The following is a 15,104-nucleotide window of genomic DNA, read 5'->3' as shown; positions in this document are numbered from 1 at the left end:
GAAGGGTGAACCATGAAAAAAATGCCAGTTACCAACCGCGAGGTGGTACTGCCTGAAGGTCAACGCATTATTTCAACAACAGACCTCAAAGGACGGATCACTTACGTTAATCAGGTTTTTTGTGATATAGCTGGATTCACTGAAGAAGAACTATTAGGTAAAGCCCACAACATTGTTCGCCACCCAGATGTACCGCCTGCTGCGTTTGAAAACCTTTGGACCTCTTTGAAAGAAAATCATGCATGGAGGGGCATTGTTAAAAACCGTTGTAAGAATGGCGATCATTACTGGGTCGATGCCTATGTAACTCCTTTATACGAAAAAGGCCAAAAGGTTGGCTACCAATCGGTACGTTTTAAACCGACTGCTGAACAGATCTCGAAAGCAGAGGTAATTTATGCAGTTGCCAATGCAGGCAAAGCCGGCAAAGCATTAAAACTAAAGTCCGTCAGCAACCAAACCTTCGGTATCTTCTCCTTCATCGCTTTGATTAGTCTAATCGCAGCATGGTTTGTAGGCGCGACTCTACCTGTTTTGGGGGTTATGGCTCTTACCGAAGTTCTTTTAGGGGGCTGTCTATTGCGCTTAACAGCTCCTATTAAGGAGCTAGCTAGTCGCGCACGCGAGCGCTTCAGTAATCCTCTTATCCAATTAATGTACTGCCCTCGGCAAGATGAATTTGGTGAGATTGATCTCGCTTTACAGATGAATGAAGCCAGAAACACTACCGTACTTACACGATTAGGAGATGTTAGCCACACCATTGATCAAGCCATTGATGTCACCGATAACGCGATTCGTCAAACTAATGAAGGGATCAGCCAACAAGATAAAGAAAGTGACATGGTCGCCGCTGCTGTTCACGAAATGGCATGTGCATCACAAGAAATTGCAGCTAACACTAGCGATATGTCGAATGCATCGCAGAATGCGCGCTCTACAACTGAAGAAGGTCGAAGTGCGCTATACAACACGGTAAATCACATTAAAGATCTGTCTAATGAAGTAGTGGAAGCAACAGAAGCTACCATGGAGCTAAAACAACATACAGATGCGATCGGCAATGTCGTTACGGTGATTAATGATATTGCCGAACAAACCAACCTACTAGCACTGAACGCTGCTATCGAAGCCGCGCGCGCAGGTGAAACAGGACGTGGCTTCGCAGTGGTAGCAGATGAAGTTCGTACCTTAGCAACACGTACGCAAAATTCTACTCAAGAAATAGAAGCCTCAATTGAAAGTGTACAGTCTGCTGTAGATAAAACAGTCAGCATCATGGAGCAAAGCCGCGATCATGCTAAGCAAAGTGTCGATGTGGCGAACATTGCTGATGAAGCTTTCCAAACAGTACAGAGCTCTATTGATGATATTTCTGATCGCTGTTTACAGATCGCCAGCAGTTCTGAACAACAGTCCTCTGTTGTAGAAGAGATCCAACAAAATATCGTCGCGATCAGGGACCTTGCCCGTCGCAACAGTGAAGCCTCTGATGAAACCGCTTCCGCTAGCAGTGAACTGCATGAACTGGTAAAACAACTAGATTCAATGGTGACAGCGTTTGATCGCTAGGATGATTTCATGAGCGGAGAAGAGGTTTACAGGGGCAGTTGTTTATGTGGTGAAGTTCAGTATGAAATATCACCACCCTTTTCTACCTTTCAATACTGTCACTGTTCACGCTGCCGCAAAACCACCGGCAGCGCACATGCTAGCAACATAATAATGCCACCAGAGCAATTCCACTGGACGGCGGGAGAAACATACGTTGGACGCTATGAACCCAGCGATGCCAAACATTTTGCTGTCTGCTTCTGTAAAAAATGTGGATCTAACCTACCGTGGCTAGCCCAAACAGGTAAGGCAATGATCATTCCAGCCGGCACACTGGATACAGGCCCCGAGGTACCACCGGAACGTAATCTTTTTTGGGGCAGTCGAGCCGATTGGTATCAAACCGTGAATCAATTAGATGCCTTTGACACACTCCCTGGCAAAAGCCCAGCATGTAAGATCGATGTTGAATAACTGAACTCACTCAAGGCTCTGAAGTCTCATAGGAAATGAGAGGACAGAGTTATGAAATCGTTCGCCAATTCGTTAATTGCAGCCAGCCTTTATTTCTTACCTCAAGCTTTAGCGTCTGAGCAGATCTTTGAAAATCAAGGAGCTGTACCTCAGTTAATTGAGCTCTATACATCGGAAGGCTGTTCCAGCTGCCCTCCAGCAGAACGCTATATCAACAGCTTTATAGGCTCCGCAGACCTTTGGAAAAAGGTAGTACCTTTAGCCTTTCATGTAGACTATTGGGATTACATTGGCTGGGAAGATCGATTTGCCCAACCTGAGTTTAAACAGCGCCAATACAATCATCGCCGCTTAGGAAATTTAAAAAGTGTGTATACACCGGGCTGGATTAGCTCCGGCAAAGAATGGCGAGGGTTTTTCCAAGGCAAAGCCCTACCCAATCAATCTTCCTCTGGGGGACTACTTAAAGCTAGCCTCAACAGCCAAACCCTCAAAGTAAGTTATACCCTAAAAAGGGACCGAAAGGTGCTTATAGCTCATGTTGCAGTACTCGGTTTTAATCTCAGTAGCCAAGTCACTTCAGGCGAAAATGCAGGCCGCCTACTTCAACATCAATTTGTGGTTTTACATAAACAACAAAAAGCCCAATCAGACTATAACTGGAGCTTTGAACTACCCCATCTACAAACGTCTCAAAAGCATGCATTGGCCATTTGGGTTTCAGAACGAGATCAACAACCAATTCAAGTTGCTGCCGATTGGCTGAAATAAAAAAAGGCGACCTAAAAGGTCGCCTGAATACCCCAGTGGGGTTATCACAAGTGCATAGCTAATAAAGGGTTTAATGTCTTAATCTTCACCACCTAGGAAACCTAGGATATGCAATAAACTGGTAAACAAGTTATAGATGGACACATACAAGGACACTGTTGCCATGATGTAGTTTGTCTCACCGCCGTGCAGGATGTTGCTTGTCTCATAAAGAATAAAACCAGACATCAACAGTACAAACATTGCCGATACAGCTAAAGACAGAGCAGGAATCTGGAAAAAGATTGCCCCTAAGCCTGCAACAAACGCCAGTAAAACACCGACCATTAAGAAGCCACCCATAAAGGTAAAGTTCTTACGTGTGGTTAAAACATAAGCTGATAGGCCTAAGAAAATTATTCCTGTCATACCCATCGCATTCATTACGATGGAACCGCCACCCGGCATTGACAAATAATGACCAACAATAGGGCCTAGGGTGTAACCCATAAAACCAGTCAGAGCAAAGACTGAAGGTAATGCCCAAACACTATTGCGCAGCTTGTAGGTCAGAAAATATAAACCAAAAAAGCCGACTAAAGAGATGATGACACCGGGGTGAGGTAACTGGAGCGCAATGGATCCACCAGCAATGATCGCACTGAACAGCAAAGTCATAGATAACAATGCATAGGTGTTGCGTAGTACTTTATTAGACTCTAACGCAGATGGTTGCGTCTGAGCTGCTGAAGATCTTATAGATGTATTCATACACCCCTCCTGGTTTTTACTAACCAAAAGCCAAAAGGCTTTCCGGTATCAACAGTTCAAAATTTAACCGCCTACCAAAAACAATAAAACTCGATTATTATTAACAAAAGCATCGATTTTACCGAGTTTTTGATGATTAATTACAAACACCTTCACTATTTCTGGATGGTCGCTAAAGAGGGGAGCATAGCTGCTGCTGCTGAGCGTCTGAGTGTTACACCACACACAATTAGTGCTCAGCTGAGCTTGCTTGATGACTACCTTGGCTGCTCTCTCTTCACAAAAGTAGGTAGGCAATTAGAACTCACCGAAACGGGTCATATGGTTTTAAGCTACGCCAGTGATATCTTTTCGTTGGGTGGCGAACTGGAAGAACGGGTCCGTAATTTAGATAAGATCCGTCCCTTAGTTTTCAAGGTAGGCGTGGTAGATGTAGTACCGAAATCGATCGCTTATCACCTACTCTCCCCGGCTATGGATGACATCAACAATGTCAGAATGATTTGCCATGAAGGTGATATCAACGAGCTACTCGCAGAGCTTGCCCTGCATAGATTAGATCTAGTGATTTCAGAATCACCTATACCTTCTGATGTCAGTATTAATGGTTTTAGCCATAGTTTAGGCACCTGTGGCAGTAGTTTTATGGCAAGCCCATCAGTAGTTGAGCAACTAAGTGGAGAGTTCCCCCACAATCTTAATGGTTCCCCTATGCTGCTTCCAAACGAAACAACCATTGTCCGCTCACAACTGCTACAGTGGTTTAGTAAGAACCGTATCCATCCTCGAGTGGTAGGCGAATTTGATGACAGCGCATTGATTAAAGCATTCGCCAATGCTGGTAAAGGGATTATGGTGGTACCTACGCCGATTAGAGATGAAGTATCTGCGCAGCTCGGTTTGGTGACGCTAGGTGAAACCAATGAGATTGTGAATAACTTTTACGCAATTTCTATCGAACGAAAGATCTCGCATACCGCTGTGGAAAAGATCACTACAGCCGCTAGAGACTGGTTAAAAAGCAGTAGTTAGGAACCACTATAACCATTACTTAACACGATGAGGGAGAATTTTTAATGCATACACCCAGCCCGATCATACTCAAATATCCCTCTCCTCAATTAGATTCAATAGCATTCGAAGATGCGGTACTCGCAGACAAAAATGACTATCTAAAGAAATTGAAAAAATGGCAAAAGCGCATACTTGAAGTACAACAAGCTTATTATCATCAAAACCGCCGGGCCATAATTGTATTTGAAGGCTGGGATGCCAGTGGTAAAGGCGGCGCTATTAGACGTATCACCGAAAAGTTAGATCCTCGCGGTTTCACTGTTCACCCAATTAGTGCGCCAACATCAATCGAACAAAGCAAACACTACCTTCAGCGCTTCCAAGAAAAATTACCGCCCGCAGGTTCTATCGCGATATTTGATCGTTCCTGGTACGGCAGAGTTTTAGTTGAAAGAGTAGAGGAATTTGCAACACCTCAGCAATGGCAACGCGCCTACCAAGAGATCAATGAATTTGAACGAAGTCTAATAGATGATGGCGCACGGATTATCAAAGTCTTTATGCACATCACCCCAGATGAGCAATTAAGAAGATTCTCTGAACGCTTAAATAATCCAGTTAAACGCTGGAAATTAACCACCGAAGATATTCGAAATCGCGAACGCTGGGGTGATTATACTCATGCGATTAACGATATGTTTCAATATACGCACACCGAAACCGTAAATTGGCAGGTCATTGCAGCCAACCATAAATGGTATGCCCGTATCAACGCGCTGAAGAGTATCGTAAAACAACTTTCTGCCGGTATAGATGTCTCTCCGCCCCCACTAAACCCTGACGTGACTGCGGCCGCTTATTCAGCTTTAGGTATTAAAATCGATTAACCCTTGAGCTCATTAACTAAAGACCAAAATGACAACTATGCTGTTATTGTCGAATAAGATTAATGGCAGCATTGATGAATAACCCTCGTAAAGATAGTGTCATTCAAATCAGCATATTGGATATGCAAAAACGCCTACTTCCTAGAGCTTACGAGCTTCGTGATCGATTGCAATCTGGTCAAACAGCAGAAAGTTACGATTTAGATTTTTTAGACACCCTACACACAGCTATTCAGCACCTTCATACTCTGACTACCGACTCTCCAGAACATCACGTTTTTATAGGAAACCTTGTACAGCTATATAGCTCTATAGTCAGCATGGCCCTGGACAATAGTGATGAGTAACGACGGAAAGGTATATTTATAAACAAAATCGTCAATGGAATGACATATTTCTGTAACAAACCTGATTCATGATAAGCCTTAAATTAAAAGAGGCTAAAAAATGACAAATACAACTTTAACAACTCAGCTGAAGCAGTTGCTGAAACGTGGCTATTCCGAAATGGACGTTCGCAATTTAGCAATGGCTCCTAAAAACATCGTAGACCAAGCAATCGCTGAATTTCATGCCGAAGAACGTATCCATGAAAAAACCATTCAAATTCAACATAATCAGGCTAATTTTGCCATGCGTTTAGGTAACTAAGCCCGCCAACCAAACCAATCTTTCCTGTATCAAGCTATCCTTTAGCATTATTTCGTTCTTCTATTGACTTTGTTCAGATACAATTCACTCTGTTTGGGTTACTAATAGATGCTACTAGGGGGTAGCAGACTTGGTTGTGAGGGCGAAGTCGAATTAGTCCCAATGACAAACTTATGAGCACCTACAGGAAAATTACAATGAAAAAACTACTGATGGCGACTGCAGCTGCAGCAATGATGATTCCAGCAGCAGCAATGGCAGAACGTGACGGAGCTACTGTTTACAACACTAAATGTGCAATGTGCCACGCATCTGGTGTTGCTGACGCACCTAAAGTAGGTGATGCTGCAGCGTGGGCAGAACGCTCAGCACAAGGCATCGATGCACTTTACGCTACAGCTGACAAAGGTAAAGGCCAAATGCCACCACGTGGTCTTTGCATGGACTGCACAGATGGCGAATTAAAAGCTGCGATCCAATACATGGTTGATAACTCTAAGTAAATTAGAGTTTCGGCAATAAAAAAACCGCCTTTTGGCGGTTTTTTTATTGTAGAGGCTAAAAGCCCGCAAATATTTAGAAAATATTATCTGGCGTAAGGTTAATCAATTCACCATCAGAATCACCATCTTGACGTGCCTGAATCTTTTCTATGGACTCTTTATCCTTACCCTTCTGGACAATTATCTCTACGCGACGGTTTTTCACCCGGTTAGCACGAGTATCATTTGGCACTAATGGTTTAGTGTCTGCCAAACCTAAAACCTTAAAGCGAGATTGATCGATTCGAGGGTCACCAAATAGCTCATGGGCTACCGCCAATGCACGAGCAACCGATAGATCCCAGTTAGATTCAAAACGACGACCTGCATATGGGATATTGTCACTATGCCCTTCAATAGCGACACGTCCCTTAACATTCAAAAGTACATCCCTGATTTTAGCCAACACTGGAATTGACTCAAACTTCAGTTCCGCAGAGCCAGAGTCAAAAGAGCCTTTCTCCTTGATACGAATAATAATTTTCTTACCATCCGTTTCTACTTCAACACTACCTTCACCGATCTCTTGAGCTAAAGCTGCTGCAAATTCAACCGCTTCCTCTTTCGCTTCCTGCTCTTGCTGCTTCTGTAACTCTTGCTCTTCACCCGCTTCTTTATCAGGCGAATCACTTTCTCCCTCTTTCGATCGAATATCCAAGGTATTCATATCATTGTTAACCGTCATCTGACGAACTTCATTAAGAGGGGTTGGTTCAGGTCGACCAGGACTAAATTCCTGCGCAATAATAGAAGTACCTTTGGGGATATCTTCTACTTTAATCTGGTTTTGAACACCAAATGCCTCACGCATGGAACCCGCCAACTGCTTAAACTTCAGTACGTCCATCTCCGAGAAGGAGAGTAGAAGTACGAAAAAACACATCAGCAGCGACATCAAGTCGCCAAAGGTTGCCAACCAAGCCGGAAGCCCGGGGGGGCAGGGGGGGCATTCTTGTTCTTCGGTATCGTCACTCATCGTTCTAGTCCTTTACCGAATTAACCTTCAGCCGCAGCACGCTTGCCTTCAGGCAGATAGTTACGCAACATTTGCTCGATTACACGAGGGTTTTGGCCCGCTTGAATAGCCAGTAAGCCGTCAATGATCAAAGCTGCATTTAAAGCTTCTTCATCTTTACGTACGTTAAGCTTATCAGCTAAAGGAATTGCAACCATGGTCGCAAGCATTGCACCATAAAGCGTTGTCAGAAGTGCTACCGCCATCGCAGGGCCAATGGATTTCGGGTCACTCATATTTGATAGCATCTGTACCAGACCTACCAGAGTACCAATCATACCCATTGCAGGCCCCACATCTCCCATTGCAGAGAATACAGTCGCACCAAATTCATGACGATCGTGAGTCAACTTAGCTTCTTTATTCAGCAGACCTTTAACAACTTCAGGGTCGTGACCATCCACGAGTAACTGGATACCACGCTGCATAAAGTCGCTACTTACCGTTTTATCTTCAAGTGAAAGAAGACCCCCTTTACGAGCAGCATCAGCGAGATCTACAGTTTCAGCAATAATCTCTTCTGGATTGATCGACTTGAACATAAATGCTTTAGCCGCAACTTTGCCGGCACCAAGGAACTGGGGCAATGTGAACTTCATCAATACAACAAAGATGGAACCGCCGACAACGATCAACAAAGACGGAGGGTTAATAAACACCCCTGCATCACCACCGGTGACGATCGCAGCTATTACAATACCAAAACTGCCTAATAATCCGACGAGCGTTGCTATATCCACTCATTACTCCTTAATTAAGCGCGCAAACAGTTCAAATCCAAGCTGCCTATCATAGCAAAAAAGTACAGGGTTTCACCCATCATACAATCGTTTAACTATAGAAATTGTATGTATATTTGCTTCTAATAGCAGGCTTAGGTAAGTTTAGCGCTTTCAATCTAAGATTCGCTCTTATGCCACGTAAGAAAAAAACAACTGACTTTGAACAATCCTTGCAAGCACTTGAATCTCTAGTTACCAAAATGGAACAAGGGGATTTGTCCTTGGAAGAGTCACTTCAAGCCTTTGAAGAGGGTGTCAGCCTAACTCGAGAGTGCCAAGGTATTCTTAATCAAGCAGAGCAAAAAGTTCAGCTTTTGATAGAATCCGACGGTGAACTTTCAACCAAACCGTTTACTGCAGACGAGGACAGCTGATCTTGGAGATCCGCAATCTACTCAAGAGCTACCAAGAGCGGGTAGATCATCACCTTCAGAAATGTATCAATAAAGACAGTATAGATCCGGTCCTGCAAGAATCTATGCAATATTCACTATTCAATGGTGGAAAACGCATTCGACCGGCTTTGATCTATATGGTCAATGCGATGCTGGGCAGTAGTCACGAACAAGCAGATAGCGCAGCAGCAGCGATAGAGTGCATACATAGTTACTCTTTGGTTCATGATGACCTTCCAGCTATGGATGATGATGATCTAAGACGAGGCAAACCAACCTGCCATATCGCCTTTGATGAAGCGACCGCAATTTTAGCGGGTGATGCTTTGCAATGCTTAGCGTTTGAATTGATCTCATCCGATGACGAGCTTTCGGCAGAGACTCGTTTAAACCTTATCCAGAAGTTGAGCCATGCGTCTGGGCATCAAGGTATGGTTGTCGGACAATCGTTTGATCTACGTAATGTGGGCAACTCTCTTTCACTTGAGCAGCTTGAAGCTATGCACCAACATAAAACCGGTGCATTACTAACGTGTTCAGTGCATATGGGAGCTATCTGTGCAGGTTTAACCGATCAAAAACAGTTAGCCGCACTCGCAGAATATTCCAACACCATCGGCCTAGCCTTCCAAGTACAAGATGACATTCTCGATATAGAAGGCGATTCTGCAGTGATCGGAAAACCTCAAGGTTCTGATCTAGAACAGAATAAACCTACGTATCCAGCTCTATTGGGTTTGGAAGGTGCTAAGCTAAAATTACAGCAGCTTCATCAACAGGCCCTATCGGCATTAGATGTATTCGGCGAAGACGCATCAGAATTAAAAGCCCTCGCTGATTTTATTGTGCATCGCGACCACTAATAACTGATCGAGCTTTATGTTCCATACAATCCCAAGTAAACGCCCTAACACACCTCTGTTGGATAGCATTGATAATCCAACCGATCTGCGTTTACTCACGTCCGAACAACTTCCAGAACTAGCCGAGCAATTAAGAGCCTATCTGCTCTATAGCGTCGGACAAAGTGGCGGACATTTCGGCGCGGGGCTCGGCGTAGTCGAACTTACAGTGGCTCTGCATTATGTTCTTAACACACCGCAAGATCATTTAGTGTGGGATGTAGGGCACCAATGCTACCCCCACAAAATCTTAACCGGCCGTCGCGAACAGTTACCCCAAATACGCCAGAAAGAGGGACCATCCCCCTTCCCTAAACGGGACGAGAGCCCATATGATGATTTTGGTGTAGGTCATTCCAGCACCTCGATTAGTGCCGCTCTAGGCATGGCAATTGCCGATAAGATCCGTGGGATAGAGAGTAAATCTGTAGCCGTAATTGGTGACGGTGCGATGACGGCTGGTATGGCCTTTGAGGCGTTGAACCATGCAGCACATACTAACACCAACCTGCTGGTAATCTTGAACGACAATGATATGTCGATCTCCCATAATGAAGGCGGACTGGCTACCTATCTAGCGAAGAACTTTAAAGACAGAAATGACGGTGAGACCACCACAGCTCTGTTTGAAGCACTGGAGTTTGAATATACAGGCCCTGTTGATGGTCATGACTTTTCTAAACTCGTACCGGTGTTACAAGACGTTCTTAACCGGCCAGGACCACAATTCCTTCATTTAGTAACAAAGAAAGGCAAGGGGTTCAAACCTGCTGAAGACGATCCGGTTGGTTATCATGCAATTACTAAGATCGATCCAATTCACCAAAAGCCTACGAAGAAAATCAGTTACTCCAATATCTTTGGGCGCTGGATCTGTGATCTAGCCGAACAAGACCCACATCTGACAGCTATTACCCCGGCTATGCGTGAAGGCTCAGATTTAGTGGAGTTTTCTCAGCGCTTTCCTGATCGTTATTTTGATGTGGCTATCGCCGAACAACACGCATTGACACTAGCAGCAGGTATGGCCTGCCAAAATATTAAGCCGGTAGTAGCCATCTACTCGACTTTTCTACAGCGCGCTTATGACCAACTGATCCATGATGTGGCCATTCAAGACCTAGATCTATTGCTCGCCGTCGATAGAGCAGGCTTAGTTGGAGAAGATGGTTCAACCCATGCAGGTTGTTTTGATATTGGTATGCTGCGCGGCTTACCAAAAGCTGTATTGATGACGCCTTCAAGTGCTGAAGAGCTTCGTAATATGCTTTTCACCGGTTACCAATATCAAGGTTTAGCTGCGGTTCGCTATCCACGTGGCAGCGTTCCAACACAAATAGATACACCTATGCAGGCAATTGAGCTAGGGCAAAGCCGAACCCTAAATCAAGGCAGTAAAGTTGCACTTTTAAATTTCGGACCTTTACTAGAAACAGCTCTAGAGGTTGCAAACGACCAAGGTTATACCTTAATCGATATGCGCTTTGTTAAGCCTCTCGATCAAAATGCCCTTAAAGATGCAGCAGAAAGTCATGACTTATTAGTCAGCATAGAAGACCACAGCATCATTAATGGCGCAGGCTCAAGTGTGAGTGAGTACCTATATCAAGAACAGATCAACACACCTTTACTGATGTTAGGTATACCTGATCGTTGGATTGGTCACGCATCTCGCACACAGCAACTTCAACAATGCGGTCTTGATGCTGCAGGTATGATTAAGGCAATCGAAGAGCGGCTAAAAGCGATCGCTTAAAGCCAAAAGTAAGCGACTAACTGCAGAATTGCCGCGGCATAAACACCTGCCAGCAAGTCATCCAGCATAATACCCACACCACCAGAAACCTTCTGGTCAGCCCATTTGATCGGCCAAGGTTTCCAGATATCAAAAATACGAAATAGCACAAAGCCAAGAGCGATCCACTCCCAACCACTTGGCGCAAGCGTCATGGTCAGCCAAAAACCGACAAATTCATCCCAGACAATGCCGCCATGATCATGCACACCAATATCTTTTGAAGTGCGATCGCATAGCCAAACGCCTATGATAGTCGTAACCACCAACATCAATAGATAAAACGGCAAACTCAAGTGTTGGAACCAAAGATAAGGAATAATCGCTGCCAAAGTGCCGACAGTACCAGGCATCCAAGGAGCAGCACCGCTACCTAGGCCAAACGCTAGAAAATGGATCGGATTTTTCCAAACAGTACTAGGTACTTTATTCACGGTTATTCCTTTACGGCTTAGTCTAACAATCGCGGCTAACAGCCTACTCGAACATCAGGATTGGTGGAAGTGATCATAACCTGAGCCTGCAATTTCACAAGCCTCTCCTCGAAGAAACAGGCTGAGCTCTGACTCCTCTGTGACCTTACCAATAACGGCTACTGAGGTTGGTAAACTAGGGATTAACGCTAAATGCTCCGGCGGCAGGGTGAAACATAGTTCAAAATCTTCACCACCGGTCAACGCCCACTGCTGCGCCTGCTGTTCCCCATAAGTATCCACCAGCTGAGAAGAGATCGGCAAGGCTTCTATCTGCAAACGCGCACCTAGGTTGCCACTGGCTTTTAAAATGTGCGCTAAATCGGATAACAAGCCATCAGAGATATCCACACAACTACTGGCAGAACCCACTAACGATTGACCAAGGCCGATACGCGGTACAGGTGAATAGAAACGCTTGAGCAAATACTCCGCATGAGTTTCATTAGCAAACCCATTAAGCAGCCCTTCAAGACCTCCACGGCTATCACCTAAGTTACCACTAACGCAGATAATATCGCCCGGTTTGGCCCCATGACGACAAAGTCCCTTCCCTTGAGGCACAAAGCCATGCACTTGAGCAGAGAGCGCTAGAGGGCCACGTGTGGTATCACCGCCAATTAGTGCAATACTGTACTCTTGGCAGCGTATGCCTAATTGAGAACTAAAGCGTTTCAGCCAATCTGCATCGGTTTGCGGCAAAGTCAGCGCAAGCGTCAGCCAAGCAGGCCTCGCACCCATAGCCGCTAGATCACTGACAGTGGAACCCATAAGGCGATCTGCGAGTTGCTCCGGCTGTATATCAGGTAAAAAATGAGTGCCTTCAACCAGCGTATCAATAGAAACGGCGAGTTGCTGACCCTCGGGCAAATTAAGCAGTGCGCAGTCGTCCCCTACCCCTAAAGCAACAGAAGCATCCGAAGATGCTTCTGAAACCTGTGCGAAGTAGCGCTGTATTAGCTCAAATTCACCCAGCGGCATAGCTTACGCTTTACCTTCTCGTTTAGCGCGAATTTCGGCCATACGAACACGTTGCGCTAATTTATCTAGCACGCCGTTTACATAACGATGACTGTCGGTTGCACCAAACGTCTTCGCTAGTTCAACACTTTCATTGATAGCGACGCGATATGGTACTTCCATGCGCTTAGAAAGCTCATAAGCACCGATACGTAGAACGTTCAATTCAACAGGATCCAACTCTTCGATCTGACGATCAAGGAAGTCAGTAAACAGACCATCAAGCTCTGTTTTAGTTGCCGCAACGTTCTGCAACAATTCAGAGAATAAACGTACATCCGTATCACGCATGTCGTTATCTACACGGAATTGCGCTTCTAGTTCATGCAGAGGCTGACCAGCTAATGACCAAGAATACAAAGCCTGCAGCGCATAGCTACGAGCATTACGACGCTGAGATGTTAGCGAAGGTTTCTTTTTAGCTGCAGATTTTTTTTCGTTGTCACTCATCTGGCTTTAAACCTCAAGCTGCTTAAGCAAGCTAACCATTTCTAGAGCGGAAAGCGCTGCTTCTGCACCTTTATTACCCATTTTAGTACCCGAACGCTCAACCGCTTGTTCGATGCTGTTTACTGTAAGGATGCCGTTCGCAATAGGAAGATCGTAATCCAAAGATACCTGAGCAACACCTTTAGAGCTCTCGCCAGATACGTACTCAAAGTGTGGAGTACCGCCACGGATAACCGCACCTAGTGCGATGATCGCGTCATCTTTTTTCTGCGCTGCAACGCGTTTAACTGCCAACGGAATTTCGAAAGCACCAGGCACACGGATCACACGAATCTTATCTTCGCTTACGCCATGACGCTTTAGAGTGTCGATTGCACCCTCTAGCAAGCTCTCAACAACGAATGCATTAAAACGGCCAACAACAATTGCATAGTTGCCGTCTGCGTTTACAAAATCACCTTCAAAGGTTTTAACAGTCATGATTTAAATACCGTTACAGTTATTCTTCACAAGGAATATATTCTTCAATCTCCAGATCAAAACCAGAGATCGCATTAAACTTCATTGGAGAGCTAAGCAGGTTCATTTTACCTACGCCTAGGTCTCGCAAGATTTGTGAACCAGTACCTACCGTTAGGTAAGCACCTGATGCACTAACATTAATTTTGGATTTCTGACGACCGTTGATCATCAGATCCGTCGCATCGCTTAGATCAATACGGTCACCTGTATCAAGTAGAAGCACAACACCTTGCCCCTCTTTAGCAACACGCTCCAATGCTTTACGCATAGTCCATTTTGGCTCATCGCCAGGTGCTACCGCACCGACTACATCACGTAGTACCTCAGTACGACTGTGAACACGTACATACGCTGGCTCATCAGCTTTCAGCTCACCTAGCGTCATCGCTAGATGCGTGCAGTTTTGGATTTCATCACGGTAAGTGATGTAGTTAAAATCACCGTACTCAGTAGACATCACTCCTTCGGATTCACGTGAAACTGTGTGCTCATTAGCCGTACGGTAGTGAATTAGATCTGCAATTGTACCGATCTTAAGATTGTGCTTTTCCGCAAACTCTTCCAAATCAGGACGACGCGCCATAGTGCCGTCATCATTCATAATTTCAACGATCGCAGCCGCTGGCGTAAAACCTGCCAAGCGCGCTAGGTCACAACCCGCTTCAGTATGACCAGCACGGCTTAAAACTCCACCCGGCTGAGCCATAAGTGGGAAGATATGACCTGGCTGAACAATATCTTCTGCCTTGGCATCAGCTTTTACGGCTGTACGTACAGTCAAAGCACGGTCAGCAGCAGAGATACCTGTCGTTACACCTTCCGCCGCTTCAATAGACATCGTAAAGTTGGTTGAGAACTGAGCACCATTGCTCTGTACCATAAGGGGTAAGTTCAACTGCTCACAACGTTCACGCGTCAACGTTAGGCAAATAAGGCCACGAGCGTGAGTCGCCATAAAGTTGATATCATCCGGGCGAACCATCTCTGCAGCAATTACAAGATCGCCTTCATTCTCGCGATCTTCATCATCCATCAGGATGACCATTTTTCCCTGACGAATATCTTCAATCAATTCTTGCGGGGTATTTAATTTCATTAACTTCGTAC

The 15,104-nt window shown here is 45.0% G+C and carries 19 protein-coding genes; 11 read left to right on the top strand and 8 right to left on the bottom strand.

What is annotated here, in order from left to right; translation table 11 throughout:
- The first annotated feature begins 12 nt into the window (after positions 1-12).
- From ACMXYO_RS01810 to ACMXYO_RS01800, 3 genes are read left to right on the top strand one after another with little or no spacing between them, the layout of a single operon-like run.
- Positions 13-1,572 carry a methyl-accepting chemotaxis protein gene (locus ACMXYO_RS01810; protein WP_415886749.1) on the top strand — a complete coding sequence of 520 codons (1,560 nt, stop codon included), beginning with the start codon at positions 13-15 and terminating at the stop codon, positions 1,570-1,572.
- Positions 1,573-1,581: 9 nt separating this feature from the next.
- Positions 1,582-2,028 (top strand): GFA family protein, encoded by a 447-nt coding sequence (locus ACMXYO_RS01805; protein WP_415886748.1) that lies wholly within the window; start codon positions 1,582-1,584, stop codon positions 2,026-2,028.
- A gap of 51 nt (positions 2,029-2,079) precedes the next feature.
- A complete protein-coding gene (locus tag ACMXYO_RS01800) occupies positions 2,080-2,799 on the top strand; it encodes a DUF1223 domain-containing protein (protein ID WP_415886747.1) in 720 nt (239 codons plus the stop codon).
- 78 nt (positions 2,800-2,877) lie between these two features.
- Here ACMXYO_RS01800 and ACMXYO_RS01795 read toward each other — a convergent pair whose 3' ends face one another.
- Positions 2,878-3,549: a Bax inhibitor-1/YccA family protein gene (locus ACMXYO_RS01795; RefSeq protein WP_415883276.1), complete on the bottom strand. Its 672-nt coding sequence runs from the start codon at positions 3,547-3,549 to the stop codon at positions 2,878-2,880.
- A gap of 132 nt (positions 3,550-3,681) precedes the next feature.
- Between ACMXYO_RS01795 and nhaR the strand changes: the two genes are divergently transcribed.
- The 5 genes from nhaR (at position 3,682) to ACMXYO_RS01770 (ending at position 6,604) form a co-directional block, all read left to right on the top strand.
- Positions 3,682-4,581 carry a transcriptional activator NhaR gene (gene nhaR, locus ACMXYO_RS01790; RefSeq protein ID WP_415886746.1) on the top strand — a complete coding sequence of 300 codons (900 nt, stop codon included), beginning with the start codon at positions 3,682-3,684 and terminating at the stop codon, positions 4,579-4,581.
- 44 nt (positions 4,582-4,625) lie between these two features.
- On the top strand, positions 4,626-5,450 hold the full coding sequence (locus tag ACMXYO_RS01785) for a polyphosphate kinase 2 family protein (RefSeq protein ID WP_415886745.1): 825 nt from the start codon (positions 4,626-4,628) through the stop codon (positions 5,448-5,450).
- Between the two features lie 74 nt (positions 5,451-5,524).
- Positions 5,525-5,797, top strand: coding sequence for a hypothetical protein (locus ACMXYO_RS01780; protein ID WP_415886744.1), 273 nt, complete (start codon positions 5,525-5,527; stop codon positions 5,795-5,797).
- 100 nt (positions 5,798-5,897) lie between these two features.
- Complete coding sequence (locus ACMXYO_RS01775) at positions 5,898-6,101, top strand: hypothetical protein (protein WP_415886743.1); 204 nt, start codon at positions 5,898-5,900, stop codon at positions 6,099-6,101.
- Between the two features lie 197 nt (positions 6,102-6,298).
- Entirely contained in the window at positions 6,299-6,604 is a 306-nt protein-coding gene (locus ACMXYO_RS01770) for a c-type cytochrome (protein WP_415883271.1), read from the top strand.
- A 73-nt stretch (positions 6,605-6,677) separates the two neighbouring features.
- On the opposite strand, the gene ACMXYO_RS01765 is transcribed toward ACMXYO_RS01770, so the two are convergent.
- Both ACMXYO_RS01765 and pomA read right to left on the bottom strand, forming a co-directional pair.
- Positions 6,678-7,619, bottom strand: a complete 942-nt coding sequence (locus ACMXYO_RS01765) for a flagellar motor protein MotB (RefSeq protein ID WP_415886742.1) — start codon at positions 7,617-7,619, stop codon at positions 6,678-6,680.
- 20 nt (positions 7,620-7,639) lie between these two features.
- Positions 7,640-8,398: a flagellar motor protein PomA gene (pomA, locus tag ACMXYO_RS01760; protein ID WP_415886741.1), complete on the bottom strand. Its 759-nt coding sequence runs from the start codon at positions 8,396-8,398 to the stop codon at positions 7,640-7,642.
- Between the two features lie 173 nt (positions 8,399-8,571).
- Here pomA and ACMXYO_RS01755 point away from each other — a divergent pair, with 173 nt between their 5' ends.
- From ACMXYO_RS01755 to ACMXYO_RS01745, 3 genes are read left to right on the top strand one after another with little or no spacing between them, the layout of a single operon-like run.
- Positions 8,572-8,814, top strand: a complete 243-nt coding sequence (locus ACMXYO_RS01755; RefSeq protein WP_415886740.1) for an exodeoxyribonuclease VII small subunit — start codon at positions 8,572-8,574, stop codon at positions 8,812-8,814.
- Positions 8,815-8,816: 2 nt separating this feature from the next.
- A complete protein-coding gene (ispA, locus tag ACMXYO_RS01750; RefSeq protein ID WP_415886739.1) occupies positions 8,817-9,698 on the top strand; it encodes a (2E,6E)-farnesyl diphosphate synthase in 882 nt (293 codons plus the stop codon).
- Positions 9,699-9,714: 16 nt separating this feature from the next.
- Positions 9,715-11,493 (top strand): 1-deoxy-D-xylulose-5-phosphate synthase, encoded by a 1,779-nt coding sequence (locus ACMXYO_RS01745; protein WP_415886738.1) that lies wholly within the window; start codon positions 9,715-9,717, stop codon positions 11,491-11,493.
- Here ACMXYO_RS01745 and ACMXYO_RS01740 read toward each other — a convergent pair.
- From ACMXYO_RS01740 to ribBA, 5 genes are read right to left on the bottom strand one after another with little or no spacing between them, the layout of a single operon-like run.
- Positions 11,490-11,966: a phosphatidylglycerophosphatase A gene (locus ACMXYO_RS01740; RefSeq protein ID WP_415886737.1), complete on the bottom strand. Its 477-nt coding sequence runs from the start codon at positions 11,964-11,966 to the stop codon at positions 11,490-11,492. The two genes, ACMXYO_RS01745 and ACMXYO_RS01740, sit on opposite strands and share 4 nt — an antisense overlap.
- A 54-nt stretch (positions 11,967-12,020) precedes the next feature.
- Complete coding sequence (thiL, locus tag ACMXYO_RS01735; RefSeq protein WP_415886736.1) at positions 12,021-12,986, bottom strand: thiamine-phosphate kinase; 966 nt, start codon at positions 12,984-12,986, stop codon at positions 12,021-12,023.
- Between the two features lie 3 nt (positions 12,987-12,989).
- Positions 12,990-13,475 (bottom strand): transcription antitermination factor NusB, encoded by a 486-nt coding sequence (nusB, locus tag ACMXYO_RS01730; protein WP_415883263.1) that lies wholly within the window; start codon positions 13,473-13,475, stop codon positions 12,990-12,992.
- Between the two features lie 6 nt (positions 13,476-13,481).
- Positions 13,482-13,955 carry a 6,7-dimethyl-8-ribityllumazine synthase gene (gene ribE, locus ACMXYO_RS01725; protein ID WP_415886735.1) on the bottom strand — a complete coding sequence of 158 codons (474 nt, stop codon included), beginning with the start codon at positions 13,953-13,955 and terminating at the stop codon, positions 13,482-13,484.
- Between the two features lie 19 nt (positions 13,956-13,974).
- The gene (ribBA, locus tag ACMXYO_RS01720; protein ID WP_415886734.1) at positions 13,975-15,093 is read right to left on the bottom strand and encodes a bifunctional 3,4-dihydroxy-2-butanone-4-phosphate synthase/GTP cyclohydrolase II; all 1,119 of its coding nucleotides are present in this window, start codon (positions 15,091-15,093) and stop codon (positions 13,975-13,977) included.
- Between the last annotated feature and the right edge of the window lie 11 nt (positions 15,094-15,104).

Origin of the sequence: Neptuniibacter sp. QD37_6 (assembly GCF_047778085.1) — a bacterium.
Classification (GTDB): domain Bacteria; phylum Pseudomonadota; class Gammaproteobacteria; order Pseudomonadales; family Balneatricaceae; genus Neptuniibacter.
This window is presented reverse-complemented; position numbering and strand designations above follow the sequence as displayed.